Here is an 18,572-nt window from a genome sequence, read left to right on the forward strand (position 1 = left end):
GGCTGTCCGCTCGTGGGTGTCGGAGATGTGTCGAAACGGATCCTGCTCGGGCGCAAGCTCCGCAGCAGCCAGCTGGGGGAGACCCTGCTGCCCAAGCGCATCGCGCTGCCGGTCTTCGCCTCCGACGCCCTCTCCTCGGTGGCCTACGCGCCCGACGAGATCTTCATCATGCTCGCGGTCGCCGGCGCCTCGGCGTACGCCTGGTCCTGGAAGATCGGCCTCGCCGTCGCGGTGGTGATGCTCACCGTCGTGGCGTCCTACCGCCAGACCGTGCACGCCTACCCGTCCGGCGGCGGGGACTACGAGGTGGCCACGGTCAACCTCGGTCGCACGGCCGGCATCACCGTCGGCAGCGCGCTGCTCGTGGACTACGTCCTCACCGTCGCGGTGTCGATCTCGTCGGCCTCGCAGTACGCCGCCGGGGCGATCCCGGCGTTGATCGGGCACGAGGCGACGGCTGCGTGCGTGGCCGTGGCCCTCCTCGCCGCGCTCAACCTGCGCGGGGTGCGCGAGTCCGGGACGCTCTTCGCCGTCCCGACCTACCTGTTCATGGTCGCCATCCTCGGCATGTGCGCCTACGGCCTGATGCGGTTGCTCGCCGGGGACCTCCCCGACGCCGAGAGCGCCCAGCTGCAGATCCAGCCCCAGGAGGGCTGGGAGGGGCCGCTGAACCAGGTGGCCCTCTTCTTCCTGCTGGCACGCGCGTTCTCCTCGGGTTGTGCCGCCCTGACGGGCGTCGAGGCCATCTCCAACGGCGTGCCGGCGTTCCGGCGGCCCAAGAGCCGCAACGCCGCCACGACGCTGCTGCTGCTCGCCCTCATCGCCATCAGCATGATGATGAGCGTCATCGTGCTCGCCAACCAGATGAGCATCCGGTACGTCGACCCGCACGACATCGACCGGCTGCAGACCGCCGCGGGGGACGCCCTGCCCGAGGGCTACGAGCAGCACCCGGTGATCTCCCAGATCGCGGCGGGCGTCTTCGACCACTTCCCGCCCGGCTTCTACTTCGTGGTGACCGTGACCGGCGTGATCCTGGTGCTGGCCGCCAACACGGCGTTCAACGGCTTCCCGGTGCTCGGGTCGATCCTGGCGCAGGACGGGCTCGCTCCGCGCTCGCTCGGCTCGCGCGGAGACCGGCTCGCCTACAGCAACGGCATCGTGTTCCTCGCCGTCATGTCGATGCTGCTCATCTGGGCCTTCGACGCGGAGACCACCAAGCTGATCCAGCTCTACATCGTCGGCGTCTTCGTGTCCTTCAACCTCAGCCAGCTCGGCATGATCCGCCACTGGACCCGGCACCTGAAGACCGAGCGGGACCCGGCCGTGCGGCGCCGGATGATGCGCTCGCGCGCCATCAACACCTTCGGCCTCGGCCTCACCGCGGTGGTGTTGGTGATCGTGCTGATCACCAAGTTCCTCGCCGGTGCGTGGATCACGATCATCGCGATGGGCTTCTTCTTCCTCGTGATGCAGGGCATCGCCAAGCACTACGACCGGGTCGAGCTCGAGCTCGCGGCGGACGAGCAGGACAAGGTGATGCCGACCCGCGTGCACGCGATCGTGCTGACCTCCAAGCTGCACAAGCCCACGCTGCGGGCGCTGGCCTTCGCCAAGGCGACCCGGCCCAACGCACTCGAGGCGATCTACGTGTCGATCGACCCGGTGGCCACGGCCAAGCTGATGGAGGAGTGGGACGAGCGGCACATCGACATCCCCCTCAAGGTCCTGCACTCGCCGTACCGCGAGGTGACGCGCCCGATCGTCCAGTACGCCCAGGAGATCAGAAAGTCCAACCCCCGCGGGGTGGTCGCCGTCTACATCCCGGAATACGTCGTCGGGCGCTGGTGGGAGCAGCTGTTGCACAACCAGACCGCGCTGCGCCTCAAGGGCCGGCTGCTGTTCGCGCCCGGGGTCATGGTCATCTCGGTGCCCTACCAGCTGCGGTCGTCCCGCATCGCCCTCGAGCGCGAGGAGGCCCTGGAGGGCCGCGTGCACGCCGGGGACCTGCGCCGCGGACGCGTCGACTCCAAGCGCAACCCCAACGAGCGATGAGCCGGTCCACCAGGCCGCGTCGGGCGCGCGGGCGCTCTCGCGTCGGGGAGCGTTTCGAGGCCGAGGTCGGCCCGGTGGCCCACGGCGGGCACTGCATCGTCCGGTTGCCCGAGCCCGAGTCCCGGGTGGTCTTCACCCGGCACGCGGTGCCGGGGGAGCGGGTGGTCGTCGAGATCACCGAGGGCACCGACGGCGACCGCTTCTGGCGCGGTGACGCCATCGAGGTGCTGTCCGCGTCGCCGGACCGGGTGGAGGCGCCGTGCCCGGTGGCCGGCCCCGGCCTCTGCGGCGGCTGCGACTTCCAGCACGTCGCGGTGCCGGCGCAGCGCGACCTCAAGGCCGCGGTGGTGCGCGAGCAGCTGGTCCGGCTCGGACGCCTGCCGGCCGACGACCCGCTGGTCGCGGGCCTCGTCGTCGAGGCGGTCCCCGGTGACGAGCACGGCCTGCGCTGGCGCACCCGCATGCAGTGGGCGCGCACCGAGGACGGCCGCCGGGGCCTGCGGGCGCACCGCTCGCGCCGCGTCGTACCCGTTGACGACTGCCTGATCGCCCACCCCGACGCCCGCACCCCCGAGCCCGGCCCGCCGATCACCGAGACCGTCGAGGGCCGTGACTTCTCGGTGGAGCCCGACGGGTTCTGGCAGGTGCACCCGGGCGCGCCGTCCGTCCTCGTCTCGACGGTGCTCGACGTCCTCGACCCGCAGCCGGGGGAGCGAGTGCTCGACCTGTACGCCGGCGTGGGGCTCTTCGCCCGCTTCGTCGGGGAACGCACCGGCTCCCGGCTGGTCGCGGTCGAGGGCGACCGGGCCGCGTGCGTGCACGCCCGCACCAACCTGGCCGGCCACGAGGGCGCCGTCGTGGAGCACGGACCCGTCGACCGGGTGCTCGCGTCGTCGTACGACGAGCCCTTCGACCTCGTCGTCCTCGACCCGCCCCGCGAGGGCGCCAAGCGCGTCGTCGTGGAGCAGGTCGTCGACCGCGCGCCGCGCGCTGTGGCGTACGTCGCCTGTGACCCCGCCGCCCTCGCTCGCGACCTCGCGATCTTCGCTGAGCACGGCTACCGGCTCGAGCGGCTGCGTGCCTTCGACCTCTTCCCGATGACGCACCACGTCGAATGCGTGGCGCTACTGGAGAGAACAGGCTCTGACCTGCGGTGACGCGACTCGCGATGACGCCGCCGGGCTCCGCCGACCCGCCTCGTGGCGCACCTGCTCACCAGCCACGTCGACCCAGTCACGACGAGCGGAGTTCTTGGGGGACCACCGCCACCGTGGTGTGGGCGCGTTCGATGACCGAGGTGGCGATGGAGCCGGTGACCAGTCGGCCCAGCGACGTCATCGGGTGATGCCCCACGACGATCATGGCCCATCCGCCGTGGCGCGGGCTGAGTGCTTCATCGGCGAAGCCGTGCTTGAGGGTGAGGGTGACGCGAACGTCGGGGTACTTCTCGGCGAGGCCGGCCACCGAGGTGGCGAGGGTGGCGCGTAGATCCTCGAGGTCAGGGTCGTCGGCCTTGTGGCCGCGTGCCTCCTGGTACTGGGCCACCGCGGCGGCTGCGTCCCAGAATGAGTGCAGGACCGTGAGCGGGAGGCCGTGTAGGCACGCCTGGCGGTAGGCGAACTCGATCACCGGTAGTGACTCGGGGGTTCCGTCGGCCCCTACGACCACCCCGGCCTGGGCGTCGCCGTCGGCTGCGGGGCGGCAGACGACCACCGGGCAGGCCGCGTGGGCACTGACCGCCGCGCTGACGGACCCCAGCAGCATGCTCTTCACCACTCCGCGACCTCGGGACCCGACGACCAGCAGGTAGGCATACCTCGAGGCATCGCGCAGCACCTGACGAGGATCCCCCGACAGGGTCTCACCGGTCACGGCGAGGTCGGGATGCCCGAGCCGCGCGGCGGCGACGGCGTCCTCGGCCAGCTCGTCCGCCGTGTCGCCCACCGACACCACTGCCACCCGGCGGTGCTCCAGCGACGCCTGTTCTGCCGCCCACCGGACCGCACGGTCGGCGTGGTCGGACCCGTCGAAGGCGACGACGATCGCACCGCGGACGTGGTCGGGATCCAAGGACCGGCTCATGAGTCGAGGATCGCGTGTGCCCGGTCGGGTCGACATGGGCCTACGACTCGCGCTGGGGGGACCATGGACCCTGCATCGACCCCGCCGTCGCCGGGTCGGTGTTGCGGCCGGATGCCGACCTGCTGGTGCCCTCTGCGCTGAGCCCCTCGCGCTCGCGGCCCCGCGTGGGTAGCGTCGCGCCATGAGCGACAACGGGTTCGACCCGAGCGCACCGCCGAGCGGTCCCGGGTGTGTGGAGTGCGAGGCGACGGGCGGCTGGTGGGTCCACCTGCGCCGGTGTGCGCAGTGCGGCCACGTCGGGTGCTGCGACTCCTCACCGAGCCAGCACGCGACGGCGCACCACCACGCGACCGGGCACCCGGTGATCCAGAGCTACGAGCCGGGGGAGGACTGGTTCTGGGACTTCGCGCGCGAGAAGGGCGTCCTGGGCCCGGTGCTCGCACCCCCGACCTCGCACCCCGACGACCAGCCGGCGCCGGGGCCGGCCGGGCGGGTGCCCGACGACTGGCGCGACCACATCCACCAGTGAGCCGGCCGGAGGGGGAGCCATGGCGTCGTACGCCGTCAACCACGATGCGGTCGCGCACGCCCGCCGGCTGATCGAGGCGCGCCAGTACGTCCTCGACAGCGACTGGGGTGAGGTCCAGCCCGACGCTGCCGCGCAGAACGCCTACCTCGAGCGGCACACCTGGGAGGAGTACGCCGCGTGGCACCTCGGGCTGACCGACGGGGCGAACGACGACACCAAGGCCCGCTACGCGTTCGGGTACGGCGACCTGCGCCGGGTCCACCGCAGCGGCCTGATCGCCTGCGTCTACCGCGCCGCGGAGTGGCGGCACAAGCAGGTGGAGCTCGCGGCCCACGACCTGCTCCAGCGGCTCGACGTGCGCGCCGGCATCACGTGACACCTCTCTCGGCATCATGTATCTTGATGTCGAGATAAACACCCGCACCCGAAGTTAGGTGTGCCTTGCTTCCGCAGGCTCGACGTCCGTGGGCAAGATGGGTGCAGACCCGACGACTCAACAGGAGATGTGGCTGATGGCCAGTCAGGACAGCTTCGGCGCCAAGAGCACCCTGGACGTGGACGGTAAGTCCTACGAGATCTTCCGCCTCGACAAGGTGGTGGGTGAGGGTCTCGACGTCGAGAGCCTGCCCTTCTCGCTCAAGGTGCTGCTCGAGAACCTCCTCCGCACGGAGGACGGTGCGGACATCACCGCCGACGACATCAAGGCGATCGCCGGTTGGGACGCGGACGCGGACCCCAGCAAGGAGATCCAGTTCACGCCGGCGCGCGTGATCATGCAGGACTTCACCGGCGTCCCGTGCGTCGTCGACCTCGCCACCATGCGTGAGGCGATGGCCGAGCTCGGTGGCGACGCGACCAAGATCAACCCGCTCGCGCCTGCCGAGATGGTCATCGACCACTCCGTGATCGCCGACGTCTTCGGCACCCCGGAGTCGTTCGAGCGCAACGTCGAGATCGAGTACGAGCGCAACCGCGAGCGCTACCAGTTCCTGCGCTGGGGCCAGGGCGCCTTCGACGACTTCAAGGTCGTCCCGCCCGGCACCGGCATCGTGCACCAGGTCAACATCGAGCACCTCGCCCGCACCGTCTTCACCCGCGAGGTCGACGGTGAGCTGCAGGCCTACCCCGACACCTGCGTCGGCACGGACTCCCACACCACCATGGTCAACGGCATCGGCGTCGTCGGCTGGGGCGTGGGCGGCATCGAGGCCGAGGCCGCGATGCTCGGCCAGCCGGTCAGCATGCTCATCCCGCGGGTCGTGGGCTTCAAGCTCAACGGCGACCTGCCCGAGGGCGCGACCGCGACCGACCTCGTCCTCACGATCACCGAGATGCTGCGCAAGCACGGCGTCGTCGGCAAGTTCGTCGAGTTCTACGGCCCCGGCGTCTCCGCGCTCCCGCTGGCCAACCGCGCCACGATCGGCAACATGAGCCCGGAGTTCGGCTCGACCATCGCGGTCTTCCCGATCGACCAGCAGACGGTCGACTACCTGCGCCTGACCGGCCGCTCCGAGGAGCAGCTCGCGCTCGTCGAGACCTACGCCAAGGAGCAGGGCCTCTGGCACGACCCGGACGCCGAGCCCCGCTACAGCGAGCGCCTCGAGCTCGACGTCTCCACCGTCGTCCCGTCGCTGGCCGGCCCGAAGCGTCCCCAGGACCGCGTCGAGGTCACCAAGGCCAAGGAGGGCTTCCGCACCGCCCTCGCCGACTACACCGACGACCCGGGCGCGACGGCCACCGTCAACCTCGACGGCCAGGAGTTCGAGATCGGCCACGGCGCCGTCACGATCGCCGCGATCACCTCGTGCACCAACACGTCCAACCCGAGCGTGATGATCGGCGCGGCCCTGCTCGCCAAGAACGCCGTCGACAAGGGCCTGTCCCGCAAGCCGTGGGTCAAGACCACGCTCGCGCCCGGCTCCAAGGTCGTCAGCGACTACTACGACCGGTCCGGCCTCACGCCCTACCTCGACAAGCTCGGCTTCAACCTCGTCGGCTACGGCTGCACGACCTGCATCGGCAACTCGGGCCCGCTCATCCCCGAGGTCTCCGCCGCGGTCAACGAGGCCGACCTCGCCGTCACCAGCGTGCTGTCGGGCAACCGCAACTTCGAGGGCCGGATCAACCCGGACATCAAGATGAACTACCTCGCGTCCCCGCCGCTGGTCGTCGCCTACGCGCTGGCCGGCTCCATGGACGTCAACCTGTACGACGACCCGCTGGGCCAGGACCAGGACGGCAACGACGTGTACCTCAAGGACATCTGGCCGAGCCCGGCCGAGGTCGAGGAGACCATCGCGCAGGCCATCAACTCGGAGATGTTCGGCGAGTCCTACAAGGACGTCTTCGCCGGCGACGAGCGCTGGCAGTCGCTGCCCACGCCCGAGGGCAACACCTTCGCGTGGGACGAGAACTCGACGTACGTCCGCCGTGCGCCGTACTTCGACGGCATGCCCGACGAGCCCACGCCGGTCGAGGACATCGACGGCGCCCGCGTCCTGCTCAAGCTGGGTGACTCCGTCACGACCGACCACATCAGCCCCGCGGGCGCGATAAAGAAGGACAGCCCGGCCGGTCGCTACCTCGCCGAGCACGGCGTCGGCCAGCGTGACTTCAACTCCTACGGCTCGCGCCGTGGCAACCACGAGGTCATGATCCGCGGCACCTTCGCCAACATCCGGCTGCGCAACCAGCTGGCCCCCGGCACCGAGGGCGGCGTGACGCGCGACTTCACCGCCGGCGGCGAGGTGACGAGCGTCTTCGAGGCGTCCGAGAACTACATCGCCGCGGGCACCCCGCTGGTCGTCCTGGCGGGCAAGGAGTACGGCTCCGGCTCGTCGCGCGACTGGGCGGCCAAGGGCACCTCGCTGCTCGGCGTCAAGGCGGTCATCGCGGAGTCCTACGAGCGGATCCACCGCTCCAACCTCATCGGCATGGGCGTCATCCCGCTGCAGTACCCCGAGGGCCAGAGCGCCGAGTCGCTCGGGCTGACGGGCGAGGAGACGTTCTCGATCTCCGGGATCACCGCGCTCAACGACGGCAGCACGCCCAAGACGGTGAAGGTCACGGCCGGCGACGTCGAGTTCGACGCCACCGTCCGCATCGACACCCCGGGCGAGGCCAACTACTACCGCAACGGCGGGATCATGCAGTACGTCCTGCGCAACCTGCTCAAGGGCTGACCTTGCCCGAGTCGTCGGACTTCATGGCCCGGGTACGGGCGGCCGCCAGTGATGGCGGTCGCCTGTCCCCGGGCTCCATGGCGTCCTGGGAGGTCTTCCCGTTCGAGCGCGAGGGCCTGCGGGTGCGCCCGCTCGAGGAGTACGTCGTCCCGGAGCCGGACCGCCGCAAGGCCCCGGAGGACTGCAAGAGCTGCTCCGCGCTCGGACGCGACGACCTCGTGCTGCACCGCGGTGACCGCCTCGGCGTGATCCGCCCCGGCGGCTGCAACCTCGTCTTCGTCGCCAACATCGTGTCGCTGTCCCACGAGATGCTCGACGACCTCGACGACGACGGGCACGTCGAGCTCGGGCGGCTCGTCGGTCGCACGTACGCCGCCATGAAGGCGCTCGACGGCGTGGGCAACGTCCACGTCAACAAGTGGGAGAACGGCACCGGCCACCTCTCCGTCACCCTGCTGGCACGCCCCGAGGGTGTGCTCCAGCTCCGTGGCTCCAACCTGGCCGCCTGGGCCGACATGCTCCCGCCCACCCCGGCGGACGAGCTGGCCGCCCGCGCCGACCTCGTGCGGCACGCCCTGACGCGCGCCGGGTGAGCCCGGCCCTGGGCGACGCCCTCGGTGCCACCTGGGTCGGCGTACCGGTCTGGACGATCGCCGTCATCGGACTGATCGTGCTGGTCGGGGCCTTCGTGCAGGCCACGATCGGGCTGGGGCTCGGCCTCCTCGGGGCGCCGTTGATCGCCCTGATGGAGCCCCAGCTGGTGCCCACCCTGCTGCTGCTCCTCGCCGTGCCGGTCTCGACCGCCGTCCTGGTGGTCGAGCGGCACCACGTCGACTGGCGGGTCGTGGCCTGGGCGCTGCCCGCCCGGGTGCCGGGCACGCTGCTCGGCGTCTGGCTCGTCACCGCCATCGCCGGTCGCTGGCTCGGGGTGGCCGTCGCGGTGATGGTGCTCGTCGCGGTCGCCCTGGCGCTCCACACCGTGGAGGTGCGGCAGACTCCGGCGACGCTGGTCGGGGCCGGGTTCGTGGCCGGCACGGCCGGGACGGCCGTGGCCGTGGGCGGACCCCCGATGGCGATCGTGATGGCCCACCGACCGCCACGTGAGGTGCGCGGCACGCTGTCGCTGTTCTTCGTCGTCGGCTCGGTGATGAGCGTGGTGTGGTTCGCCGTCGTGGGGGAGCTGCCCCGCTCGTCGATCGCCCTGGCGGTGGCCTACCTCCCGTTGCTCGCGGTCGCGTTCCCGCTGGGCAGCCTGGCCAACCACCGGTTGCCCCGCGAGCGCTTCCGGCGCGGCGTGCTCGCACTCTGCGCACTGTCGGCCGTCGTGCTGCTGGTGCGCTCGCTCGTCGGGTGAGGGTGGGCCGCTTCGACCGTCCCCGTAGCCTGACGCGGTGAGCGAGACCGAGACCGACGACCGGCCCGAGCGACGATCCCCGGTCCTGCTGGTCCTGTCCTCCGTGGTGGCCGTGGTCGTGATCGGCGGGGCGCTCGCCGCTCCGCTCGTGGCGCGGGTCGCCGGCTACGAGCGGGAGCCGCTGGACCTGTCGGCCGTGCAGACGTGGGAGATCGACGACACGCGCCACACCGACGGAGACGTCGACTACCCGCAGACGCCGCCGGCCGGCGGTCCGCACGCCCCGATCTGGCTGGACTGCGGTGTCTACGACGTGCCCGTGCGGGACGAGAACGCCGTGCACGACCTCGAGCACGGGACGGTCTGGATCACCCACGACCCCGAGCTCTCCGAGCGCGACCTGGAGGAGCTCGCCGAGCAGCTGCCCGACAACGGGATCATGTCCCCGCGCGAGGACCTGCCGTCCCCCGTGGTCGTCACGGTCTGGGGCGCACAGCTGGCCCTGGACGGGGTCCGCGACGAGCGGCTCGGCCTGTTCCTCGAGGAGTACGGCGACGGGCACACCGCGCCGGAGTTCGGCGTGACCTGCAACGGCGGCACGCCGGACCCGACCGGCGCGGTGCCGGAGCCAGGCGTCGGGGCCTGACACCCGCACCGCACGGCCGGTGCCCGCGTCGTACGTCGTGCGTCAGCGGGCGAGGAAGTCGATGAGCGCCCGGTTGAACTCGGCCGCGTGGCTGACGTTGAAGCCGTGCGGCGCGCCCTCGACCACCACCAGCTCGGAGCCGGGGACGGCCGCATGCGTCCGCTGGCCCGAGCCCTCGAAGGGCACCGTCGCGTCGCCGTCACCGTGGATGACGAGGGTGGGCACGGTGACCTCGGTCAGGTCGTCGCGGAAGTCCGTCGTGCCGAACGCCTCCATGCAGCCGAGCGCGGCCTTCTCGTCGCTCTGGTGGCTGAGCCTGATGGCGTCCTGGCGCTGCTCCTCGGTGACCTTGAGCTCGCCGTCGACGGAGAAGAAGTCCTTCGTGAAGCCGTCGAAGAACGTCGTCCGGTCGTCCTTGAGCCCCTGCTCCATCTCGCCGGCGGCCTCCTCGGTGAGCGGGCCGTCGGGGTTGTCGTCGGTCTTGAGGAGGTACGGCGGGACGGCGGCGGCGAACACCACCGAGTGCAGCCGGTCCTGGCCGTGCTTCGCGACGTACCGCGCGACCTCGCCGCCACCCATCGAGAAGCCGACCAGCGTCACGTCGGTCAGCTCGAGCTCGGAGAGCACGCCGTCGAGGTCGTCGGCGAGGGTGTCGTAGTCGTAGCCGCCGGAGGGCTTGTCGCTGCGACCGAAGCCGCGGCGGTCATAGGCGACGACGCGGTAGCCGGCGTCGCGCAGGGCGCCGGTCTGCTCGCTCCACGACTCGGCCGACAGCGGCCAACCGTGGATCAGGACGACAGGGCGGCCGCTGCCGCCGGTGTCGTCCACGTGCACCTTGGTCTTGCTCAGCAGTCCGGAGTTGGCGGTGACCTCAGCCATGGTGATGTCCCTTCGTTCGCGGCGTCCCGGGTGGGGACGCCCGTGCGGCCAACGTAGGCACGCCCGGTGCACGGGTGTTCCACCCGTACAGGTGCCTGCGTCGCCCGGGCTCCGCGAGAAATGTCGGCGGCGCACCCCTCCGGATGCGCCGGTCGTCGCGTGTGGACGTGTGAGGCTTTCCCGGACCAGGAGCTCCCACATGACCGTGCACGTGAAGGAACCGCTCGAGCGACTCTCGCAGGAGGCGCCGAGGCAGCTGGGCGCGCCCGCGGACCTCTGGCGACGCGGCAGGCGGCGACAGGTGCGCCACTGGCTCGCGGGCGCCGGGGCGCTCGTCGTGCTGGCCGGCCTCGGCGGGGTCGCCGCCGGACCGGTGCTCGCGCCCGACGGCGTCGACGTGGCCTCGACCGCCGCCACGGAGCTGCGGCTCCCCGACGTGTTCCGCCAGCCGGGCGAGTGGGAGCCCGCCTTCGACGGGCCGCCCGGGCCGCTGGTCGCGGTCGGCAGCGGCGTCCGGGGGGGTCTCCTCAACCCTCGCAACGCCTGGTGGGCGGTCTCCGGAACGACGGGGGAGTCCCGCTTCCTCGACCTGCCCGATGCGGTCGTCGACTCGGAGGCCGAACCGACGCTGTCGGAGGACGGTCGGCTGCTTGCCTACTGGTACACCGGGGCGACCATCGACGAACCGATCGTCCAGGGTGACCTCGACCCCGCGGTGGGCGTGGCCGTGCTCGACCTGGTCACGGGGGACGTGCAGCGGTGGGACGCCGAGAGCCCGTACGGACTGATGACCTCCGGCCTGGTCTGGGCAGGGGACGTGCTCTGGTGGGTGGGCGGCGACTTCGCGACGGGTGGCACGGAGGATGAGCGGGGCGGCATGAGCTCGGCACGCCTGGTGGTGCGCACCTGGGACCCGACGTCGGACGAGCGCCGGACCCGGGAGGGCGTGGGGGTCTCGATGCACGCGAGCGGCAGCGCGCCAGGTGGGGCGCTGGTGCCCGGGCGGGACGGGTCGCTGCGCCTGCTCGTGGCGGACGAGGTCGTCGGCAGGATCTGGCTCGACCAGGACCTTCTGTTCCAGGACAGCACGACGCCTGCTCTCAGCCCGTCGGGCCTGCTCGCGGGGGTCCTGCACGAGGATCCGTCCGTGTACGACGACGCCCCGCACCCGGTCCTGGCGGGGGAGGTGGACGCCGACACCGGCGCGGTGCGGACTTCCCCGGTGGGGGGCGCGCTGGCCCGGTCCGTGCTGGGCTGGCGTGGCCCGACCGAGGTGGTGGTCGACGAGATCGCCACGTCCGACGGCACGCAGCGTGTGATCGCGCAGGTCGTGGACATCGGCTCGGGGGACCTCGTCGAGACCCTCGCGGAGTTCGACGGCAACGTGCCCGACAGCTTCGCGTCCCGGGTCTGGTCCGCCGACGTGGTGGAGGCGCCGGACCCGCCCTTCGCGCCGGACCATCGACTCGTCGGCCTCGCCCTGGCCGGAGCCGTCCTGCTGCTCGTCCGGGCGGGTCTGGCGGTGAGGCGACGCCGTGACCGCCCCTGACTCCTTCGACGCCTTCGTCGTGGCCCGCCAGGCCGCACTGCTGCGTACCGCCTTCCTGCTGACCGGGCACGCCCAGGACGCCGAGGACCTCGTGCAGACCGCCCTGGTCAAGGTCGTGCCGCACTGGCGACGCATCGCGGACGACCCCGAGCCCTACGTCCGTCGCGTCCTCGTCCGGGAGAACATCTCGCGGTGGCGACGCCGGCGGTGGCGCGAGGTCACCTCCGACGCACTGCCCGAGGTCCTCGCCGAGTCGCCCGACCACGACGAACTGCTCTGGGTGCGCGCCGCCCTGGCGGAGCTGGCGCCGCGGCAGCGCGCCGTGGTGGTGCTCCGCTACTACGAGGACCGCACCGAGGCGGAGACTGCGGACCTCCTCGGCATCTCCGTGGGCACGGTCAAGTCGCACGCCCGCGACGCCGTCGCCCGGCTGCGCGCGGGACTGGTGCGCGAGCCCGCCGACAGGACCTGACGGCCGACGTCGCGACCGCTGCGCGCGTCGTACGGTGGGCCCATGCTCGTTGCCTTCTCGATCTCCCCGACGTCCAGCGACCCGACCGGGTCGGTCACCGAGGCCGTCGCGGCCGCCGTCCGCGTGGTGCGCGAGTCGGGCCTGCCGCACGAGACCAACGCGATGTTCACCAACATCGAGGGGGAGTGGGACGAGGTGATGGCCGTGGTCAAGCGGGCCGTCGACGTCGTCGCCGAGGTCTCCCCACGTGTGGGCCTGGTGCTCAAGGCCGACATCCGTCCCGGGTACGACGGGCAGCTCACCGCCAAGGTCGAGCGCATCGAGGAGACCCTCCGTGGAGAGTGAGGTCCGGTCCTACCGCACCGGCGGCCAGGAGGTCGTCCTCGACCTGACCCGTGACGCGGCGTCCTTCGTGGACGGGCGCGGCGACGGGCTGCTGCACGTCTTCGTCCCGCACGCCACCGCCGGGCTGGCCATCCTCGAGACGGGTGCCGGGTCCGACGACGACCTGCTCGCCGCCCTCGGCGACCTGCTGCCCGCCGACGACCGGTGGCGGCACCGGCACGGGTCGCCCGGGCACGGCCGCTCGCACGTCATGCCGGCCCTCGTGCCGCCCTACTGCTCCGTGCCCGTCCTCGACGGCCACCTCGCGCTCGGCACCTGGCAGAGCATCTGCCTCGTGGACCTCAACGTCGACAACGGGCAGCGCGACGTGCGGTTCTCCTTCCTCGCGGGCTGATCATGGTGGACCTGTGCCGGGCCGCGCCCGCGGAGCGGGCCGCGTCCCTGCCCGGCGACGAGCTGGTCGCGGCCGACGTGGTCATGGACCGCGGCTTCTCCCTCGCCGCTGCGCCGGAAGCGGTGTGGCCGTGGCTGGTGCAGCTCGGCAAGCGGCGCGCCGGGTGGTACCTCCCGGGCTCGGTCGAGCGCTGTCTGCCCCGCTCACGCCGCGCGCTGCGCCATGTGGACCCGGCGTTGCTCGAGCACCGGGTGGGCGACGTGATCCCCGACTGGGGAGGAGCGGACGCGACCTTCACCGTCGCTGCGATCGAGGCGCCGCGGCTGCTCCTCTACACCTCCCGCCGCGGGCGCACGGACCTCACGTGGTGCCTGCACCTGTCACCGGAGTCCGCGGGCACCCGCGCCCACCTGCGGTTGCGGCTCGGGCCGGTACGCCGTCAGCGGCTCGCCGAGGTCGGCGGCGGGTTGGTCGACGCCCTGACCGTCGCCGGGCTCGCCGCGGGGCTGCGGGAGCGTCTCGAGCGCCCGGACAGCCTGGGCCGATGAGCGAGGCGGAGCGGATCGTCGTACGTGCCGCCACCGAGGACGACCACGCCGGCATCGACCGGGTGATCCGGAACGCCTTCGGGGCCGAGGACCCGGCGGAGGGCGAGAAGGTCGGCTCGTTGTGGCCGGACGTCCGCGCGAGTGGGCACGTGCTCGTCGAGCTGGTCGCCGTCGCGGACGGCCGCGTCGTGGGGCACGTGGGCATCAGCCGGTGCTGGATCGACGCCCGTCCGGCCCTGGTGGAGGCCGCGATGCTCAGCCCGCTGAGCGTGGCGCCCGACGTGCAGCAGCAGGGCATCGGTGCGACGCTCGTGCGCGCGGCCGTGAGCGCCTCCGAGGCGCTGGGTGGTCCGGCGCTCTTCCTCGAGGGGAGCCCGGCCTTCTACGGTCGTCGCGGCTTCTCGAGAGCCAGCACCCACGGGTTCGAGGCGCCCTCGCGACGTACTCCCGACGCGGCCTTCCAGGTGGTGCTGCACCCGGGGTCGGAGGACTGGATGAGTGGACGGGTGGTCTGCCCGGAGGTGTGGTGGCGCCACGACTCCGTGGGCCTGCGCGACCCCGACCTCGCGTTCCTGGAGGAGCTGTTCGCGCGACAGCACCCACCGCCCGTGTGAGCCGATGCGGCAGACACCTCACCCGGGAGGGGTGAGGCCTGCTCCGGTGGGTGCTCCTAGCGTCGGGACCGGCGAAACCCCTCGCCGCTGGCCGAAGGAATCCCCATGCCGGACCCGCAGACCCACCCGGACGGGAGTGGGATGGACGGCCACGGCTGTTGTGCTCCCTCGCGGCAACCGGGGACGGGGACGGGGGCGGACGCCGGACGAGGTCCGGCGGTCTCCCGGGACGACCACCCTCCGGAGCCCGACACCCTCGTCGTGGTGCCCGGCGGGCCCTTCGCCATGGGGAGCGAGCACGCCGGCGCCGACCCGGCGGACGGCGAGGGGCCGGTCCACGAGGTGGAGGTCCCCTCGTTTCGGATCGACTCCGTCGCCGTCGACAACGAGCGCTTCGCAGCGTTCGTGGACGCCACCGGGCACCGCACCGACGCGGAGAGGTACGGCTGGTCCTTCGTCTTCGCGGGCCACCTCCCGGACGACTTCCCCGACACGGCCGGGGTGGCCGCCGCGCCGTGGTGGCGCCAGGTCTTCGGCGCCGACTGGCGACACCCCGAGGGACCGCACTCCACGGTCGACGACCGAGCCGGCCACCCGGTCGTGCACGTGTCCTGGACGGACGCGACGGCCTACTGCGCGTGGAGCGGCACCCGGCTCCCGACCGAGGCCGAGTGGGAGTACGCCGCCCGCGGCGGGCTCGAGGGCGCCACCTTCCCGTGGGGCGACGACCTCGAGCCCGGCGGCACGCACCGGATGAACGTGTTCCAGGGACAGTTCCCGGGGCACGACACCGCGGCGGACGGCTACGACGGCACCGCCCCGGTCACGGCGTACCCGCCCAACGGCTACGGCCTCCACAACATGACGGGCAACGTCTGGGAGTGGTGCGCCGACTGGCACGACCCGGGCTACTACCGGCGCTCGCCCCGGAGCGCGCCGGTGGGCCCGGAGATAGGGACGCACCGGGTCATGCGCGGCGGCTCGTTCCTGTGCCACGCGTCGTACTGCGAGCGGTACCGCGTGGCGGCACGCAGCGGGAGCGACCCCGCGAGCAGCACCGGGCACGCCGGCTTCCGGGTGGCGGCGGACCTCTGACCGCGCTCCGATTGCTTTCGAACAGGTGTTCGAGAGACGATGGGGCATGGTCTCCTCCGTCGCACCCCCCGGCTGGCCGCGAGAGGTCCGCCCACCAGACGCCCCCGACTGGGAGGTCACCGCGGCGAGCTGGCTCCTGGACCTGTGCCCCGCGGAGTACCGCCGCTACCCCGGGCTGCGCCGCCACGTCGTGGTGCTGGCGCGGTTCGCCGTGCTGCACGTCGAGGCCCAGCAGGCGGCGTGTCGTCGGGGGCTCAGCCAGATCCGTGCCGACCTCAAGGACGTGGCGATGCTGGAGGTCGTCGACGCGGCAGTCCAGACCTTCCAGCTGGACGACGCGCGCCTCCAGGCCACCCGACGCGCGGTCGGGCTCGTCGAGGACGCGCTACGCGGCCGCCGGTACGTCGCGCGGCTCTGACGACCGGCCCGGCACCCACCGGGGCAGCACCTCAGGCCACCAGCGCCGCAGGGTCCAGACGTACAGGAGCGTCAGCGGCAGCCAGCCCAGCAGGGCGTGACCGAACGGGTGGACCGTGTCGGGGAAGTCGAGACCGCCGTTGCCGTCGGGCTCGCAGAGGCTCGGCACCTCACCGGCCCAGCAGGGCGTCACGACGTGCGGCACGAGCTGCGCGCCGACGAGCACGACGATCGGACCGGCCACCAGGAGCACGCACCTCAGCACCACCGCCCGCGGGTGCGACTCGGCGAGCACCATCGCGGCGGAGGTGACGGCCAGGACCAGGCCCACGACCACCAGCACCGTGGGGACCACCGGGAGGTCCGCGACCCGGTCGATCCCCGACGGCAGCGGATCGGACTCCGACGCCGCGTCGGCGCCCAGGTCGGGGAAGACGAAACCCAGCAGCGCCACGGCCGTGCCCGCGACGATCGCGGTCGCGGCCGCGAGCACGGTGAACGTCACCGACCCTCGACCGACCTGCAGCGCCCTCGTCCCCCGGGTAGCCATGGACCCATGGTGCCGTGGGCACCGCACGCCTGTCATGCCCCAGGTCGGGCACGTGGCTAGGGTCGCGGGATGCACACCTTCGCCTCCGTCGCGGTCGTCGACCACCGTGGTCGGGTCCTGATGCAGGAACGCGACGAGCACGCGACGTACGACCCCGACCGCTGGTGCCTCCCCGGTGGCGGGGTCGAGGACGGCGAGGACTTCCGCGCGGCCGCCGTCCGCGAGCTCGCCGAGGAGACCGGCCTCGAGGTCGAGTCGCACCACCTGGCCTCCCTCGGCGTGACCCGCTTCCACAACCCGGCGTGCGGTGGCGAGGACGAGTTCGAGACGTTCGCGGTGCGCCTCGACGTCTCCGACGAGGACGTCGTCTGCGGCGAGGGACGCCAGATGGTGTTCGTCGACCCGGCGCGCCTCGACGAGCTCCCGCTCGTCCGCGCCGCCACCCTCATGCTGCCCCGGGTCCTGGAGTGGCGCGACGCCACCGGCCAGCACCTGTTCGCCGGCGTCCTCCTCGTCGATCGTCGGGGCCGACTGCTGCTGCAGGAGCGGGACGAGCATCCCCGCATCGACCCGGAGAAGTGGGGCCTCCCCGGCGGCCACCTCGACCCGGGTGAGGACTTCGAGCCCGGTGCCTACCGCGAGCTCGAGGAGGAGACGGGGGTCCGGCTGGCCCCGGGGACCCTGGAGATGTGGGGGGAGTTCGTCGTCGACCACCGCGCGGCGTACGGCACCTTCGACCGGATGCAGGTCTTCGTCGCCGCGACCGACCTCACCGACGACGACATCGAGTGCCACGAGGGCCGGCGCATCGTGTTCGTCGACCCGGCCGAGGCTCGCGGCCTCGATCTCTCCAGCGCGGCGGCCGACATCGTCCCGGCCTTCCTCGACTCGCCGACGTACGCCAGCATGACCCCATGACCTTCACCGTCCACCCCGTGCCCGGTCCCGGCGCCGAGGACGTGGTCGTGGCGCCCGACGGCCACGTCTACACCGGCACCGAGGACGGCTCGATCTTCCGGCTCAGCCCCGACGGCCGGCGGGTCCAGCGGGTCGCGCACACCGGCGGACGTCCGCTGGGGATCGAGCTCTTCGACGACGGCGACCTCCTCGTCTGCGACGCCCACCGGGGCCTGCTGGTGGTCCACGTCGCCGGCAGCGCGGACGGGGCCGACGCCCCCGTCGAGACGCTGCTCACCCGGGTCGACGGGACCGCGATGCGCTTCTGCAACAACGCCGCGATCGCGAGCGACGGCACGATCTGGTTCAGCGACTCCTCGACCCGCTTCGGGATCGAGCAGTGGAAGGACGACTTCGTCCAGGACACCCGCACCGGACGGCTGCTGCGGCGCGACCCCGACGGCACGGTCACCGTCGTCCTCGACGGCCTCGCCTTCGCCAACGGGGTGGCCCTGGCGGCCGACGAGGGCTTCGTCGCCGTGGCCGAGACGGGCGCTCGCACCGTCGTACGCCAGTGGCTCCGGGGCCCGCGGGCGGGGGAGCGGGACCTGCTCGTCGGCGACCTGCCCGGCTATCCCGACAACATCGCGCGCGGCAGCGACGGGCTCATCTGGGTCACCATCGCCAGCCCCCTGGACCCGGTCGTCGAGCGGCTCCAGAAGGCCCCCCACGTGGTGCGCAGGCTCGTCACCCGGATCCCCGAGCGCCTGCAGCCCAGCCCGCAGCAGACGATCCGGGTGCAGGCGTACGACGACGACGGCACGCTGGTGCACGACATCGACCTCCACGTCCCGGGCTACCACATGGTCACCGGGGTCCGGGAGCACGCGGGCCGGGTCTGGATGGGGAGCCTCCACGAGCCGGCAGTGGCTGTCTACGACCTGGCATGAAATAGACTCCCCGC

At 72.3% G+C, this 18,572-nt stretch carries 21 protein-coding genes; 18 read left to right on the forward strand and 3 right to left on the reverse strand.

The features are described 5' to 3' along the window. Positions 1–12 precede the first annotated feature (12 nt). Together DAE25_RS17010 and DAE25_RS17015 are read left to right on the forward strand one after the other, a co-directional pair. Positions 13–2,055, forward strand: a complete 2,043-nt coding sequence (locus DAE25_RS17010; protein ID WP_107767325.1) for an APC family permease — start codon at positions 13–15, stop codon at positions 2,053–2,055. Further along, positions 2,052–3,212, forward strand: coding sequence for a class I SAM-dependent RNA methyltransferase (locus tag DAE25_RS17015; RefSeq protein WP_107767326.1), 1,161 nt, complete (start codon positions 2,052–2,054; stop codon positions 3,210–3,212). Before DAE25_RS17010 ends, DAE25_RS17015 begins: the two co-directional genes overlap by 4 nt. 76 nt (positions 3,213–3,288) lie before the next feature. Here DAE25_RS17015 and DAE25_RS17020 read toward each other — a convergent pair whose 3' ends face one another. Then, on the reverse strand, positions 3,289–4,137 hold the full coding sequence (locus tag DAE25_RS17020) for a universal stress protein (RefSeq protein WP_159083808.1): 849 nt from the start codon (positions 4,135–4,137) through the stop codon (positions 3,289–3,291). Between the two features lie 181 nt (positions 4,138–4,318). Between DAE25_RS17020 and DAE25_RS17025 the strand changes: the two genes are divergently transcribed. The 6 genes from DAE25_RS17025 to DAE25_RS17045 all read left to right on the forward strand — a co-directional run bounded on the left by DAE25_RS17025 (position 4,319) and on the right by DAE25_RS17045 (position 9,848). Next, positions 4,319–4,666: a UBP-type zinc finger domain-containing protein gene (locus tag DAE25_RS17025; protein ID WP_107767328.1), complete on the forward strand. Its 348-nt coding sequence runs from the start codon at positions 4,319–4,321 to the stop codon at positions 4,664–4,666. A gap of 19 nt (positions 4,667–4,685) precedes the next feature. Further along, on the forward strand, positions 4,686–5,042 hold the full coding sequence (locus DAE25_RS17030) for a hypothetical protein (protein ID WP_107767329.1): 357 nt from the start codon (positions 4,686–4,688) through the stop codon (positions 5,040–5,042). 136 nt (positions 5,043–5,178) lie between these two features. Then, entirely contained in the window at positions 5,179–7,848 is a 2,670-nt protein-coding gene (gene acnA, locus DAE25_RS17035) for an aconitate hydratase AcnA (RefSeq protein ID WP_107767437.1), read from the forward strand. Between the two features lie 2 nt (positions 7,849–7,850). After that, positions 7,851–8,441 (forward strand): hypothetical protein, encoded by a 591-nt coding sequence (locus DAE25_RS23265; RefSeq protein WP_159083809.1) that lies wholly within the window; start codon positions 7,851–7,853, stop codon positions 8,439–8,441. Next, positions 8,438–9,202, forward strand: a complete 765-nt coding sequence (locus DAE25_RS17040) for a sulfite exporter TauE/SafE family protein (protein ID WP_159083810.1) — start codon at positions 8,438–8,440, stop codon at positions 9,200–9,202. Before DAE25_RS23265 ends, DAE25_RS17040 begins: the two co-directional genes overlap by 4 nt. Before the next feature lie 37 nt (positions 9,203–9,239). Then, positions 9,240–9,848 carry a DUF3105 domain-containing protein gene (locus DAE25_RS17045; RefSeq protein ID WP_107767331.1) on the forward strand — a complete coding sequence of 203 codons (609 nt, stop codon included), beginning with the start codon at positions 9,240–9,242 and terminating at the stop codon, positions 9,846–9,848. Between the two features lie 42 nt (positions 9,849–9,890). Here DAE25_RS17045 and DAE25_RS17050 read toward each other — a convergent pair whose 3' ends face one another. Then, positions 9,891–10,727 (reverse strand): alpha/beta fold hydrolase, encoded by an 837-nt coding sequence (locus DAE25_RS17050; RefSeq protein WP_107767332.1) that lies wholly within the window; start codon positions 10,725–10,727, stop codon positions 9,891–9,893. Positions 10,728–10,926: 199 nt separating this feature from the next. Between DAE25_RS17050 and DAE25_RS17055 the strand changes: the two genes are divergently transcribed. The 8 genes from DAE25_RS17055 to DAE25_RS17090 all read left to right on the forward strand — a co-directional run bounded on the left by DAE25_RS17055 (position 10,927) and on the right by DAE25_RS17090 (position 16,162). Beyond that, positions 10,927–12,276 carry a hypothetical protein gene (locus DAE25_RS17055; RefSeq protein WP_107767333.1) on the forward strand — a complete coding sequence of 450 codons (1,350 nt, stop codon included), beginning with the start codon at positions 10,927–10,929 and terminating at the stop codon, positions 12,274–12,276. Further along, a complete protein-coding gene (locus DAE25_RS17060) occupies positions 12,263–12,748 on the forward strand; it encodes a SigE family RNA polymerase sigma factor (RefSeq protein ID WP_107767334.1) in 486 nt (161 codons plus the stop codon). Before DAE25_RS17055 ends, DAE25_RS17060 begins: the two co-directional genes overlap by 14 nt. A gap of 42 nt (positions 12,749–12,790) precedes the next feature. Next, on the forward strand, positions 12,791–13,093 hold the full coding sequence (locus DAE25_RS17065) for a thiamine-binding protein (RefSeq protein ID WP_107767335.1): 303 nt from the start codon (positions 12,791–12,793) through the stop codon (positions 13,091–13,093). Continuing rightward, complete coding sequence (locus DAE25_RS17070) at positions 13,083–13,487, forward strand: YjbQ family protein (protein ID WP_107767336.1); 405 nt, start codon at positions 13,083–13,085, stop codon at positions 13,485–13,487. The genes DAE25_RS17065 and DAE25_RS17070 overlap by 11 nt, the downstream gene beginning before the upstream one ends. A gap of 2 nt (positions 13,488–13,489) precedes the next feature. Then, positions 13,490–14,035 carry an SRPBCC family protein gene (locus DAE25_RS17075; RefSeq protein WP_107767337.1) on the forward strand — a complete coding sequence of 182 codons (546 nt, stop codon included), beginning with the start codon at positions 13,490–13,492 and terminating at the stop codon, positions 14,033–14,035. Next, positions 14,032–14,649, forward strand: a complete 618-nt coding sequence (locus DAE25_RS17080; protein WP_107767338.1) for a GNAT family N-acetyltransferase — start codon at positions 14,032–14,034, stop codon at positions 14,647–14,649. The genes DAE25_RS17075 and DAE25_RS17080 overlap by 4 nt, the downstream gene beginning before the upstream one ends. Positions 14,650–14,754: 105 nt before the next feature. After that, positions 14,755–15,744 (forward strand): formylglycine-generating enzyme family protein, encoded by a 990-nt coding sequence (locus DAE25_RS17085; RefSeq protein ID WP_234411109.1) that lies wholly within the window; start codon positions 14,755–14,757, stop codon positions 15,742–15,744. Between the two features lie 46 nt (positions 15,745–15,790). Further along, on the forward strand, positions 15,791–16,162 hold the full coding sequence (locus DAE25_RS17090; RefSeq protein ID WP_107767339.1) for a hypothetical protein: 372 nt from the start codon (positions 15,791–15,793) through the stop codon (positions 16,160–16,162). Here the strand turns inward: DAE25_RS17090 and DAE25_RS17095 are convergent. Beyond that, entirely contained in the window at positions 16,130–16,711 is a 582-nt protein-coding gene (locus DAE25_RS17095) for a hypothetical protein (protein ID WP_159083811.1), read from the reverse strand. The two genes, DAE25_RS17090 and DAE25_RS17095, sit on opposite strands and share 33 nt — an antisense overlap. 69 nt (positions 16,712–16,780) lie before the next feature. Between DAE25_RS17095 and DAE25_RS24235 the strand changes: the two genes are divergently transcribed. Next, positions 16,781–17,629 carry an NUDIX domain-containing protein gene (locus DAE25_RS24235; RefSeq protein ID WP_107767341.1) on the forward strand — a complete coding sequence of 283 codons (849 nt, stop codon included), beginning with the start codon at positions 16,781–16,783 and terminating at the stop codon, positions 17,627–17,629. Beyond that, entirely contained in the window at positions 17,626–18,558 is a 933-nt protein-coding gene (locus tag DAE25_RS17105) for an SMP-30/gluconolactonase/LRE family protein (protein ID WP_107767342.1), read from the forward strand. The genes DAE25_RS24235 and DAE25_RS17105 overlap by 4 nt, the downstream gene beginning before the upstream one ends. Positions 18,559–18,572: the final 14 nt, after the last annotated feature.

Source organism: Nocardioides terrigena, assembly GCF_003047265.1.
Classification (GTDB): Bacteria; Actinomycetota; Actinomycetes; order Propionibacteriales; family Nocardioidaceae; genus Nocardioides; species Nocardioides terrigena.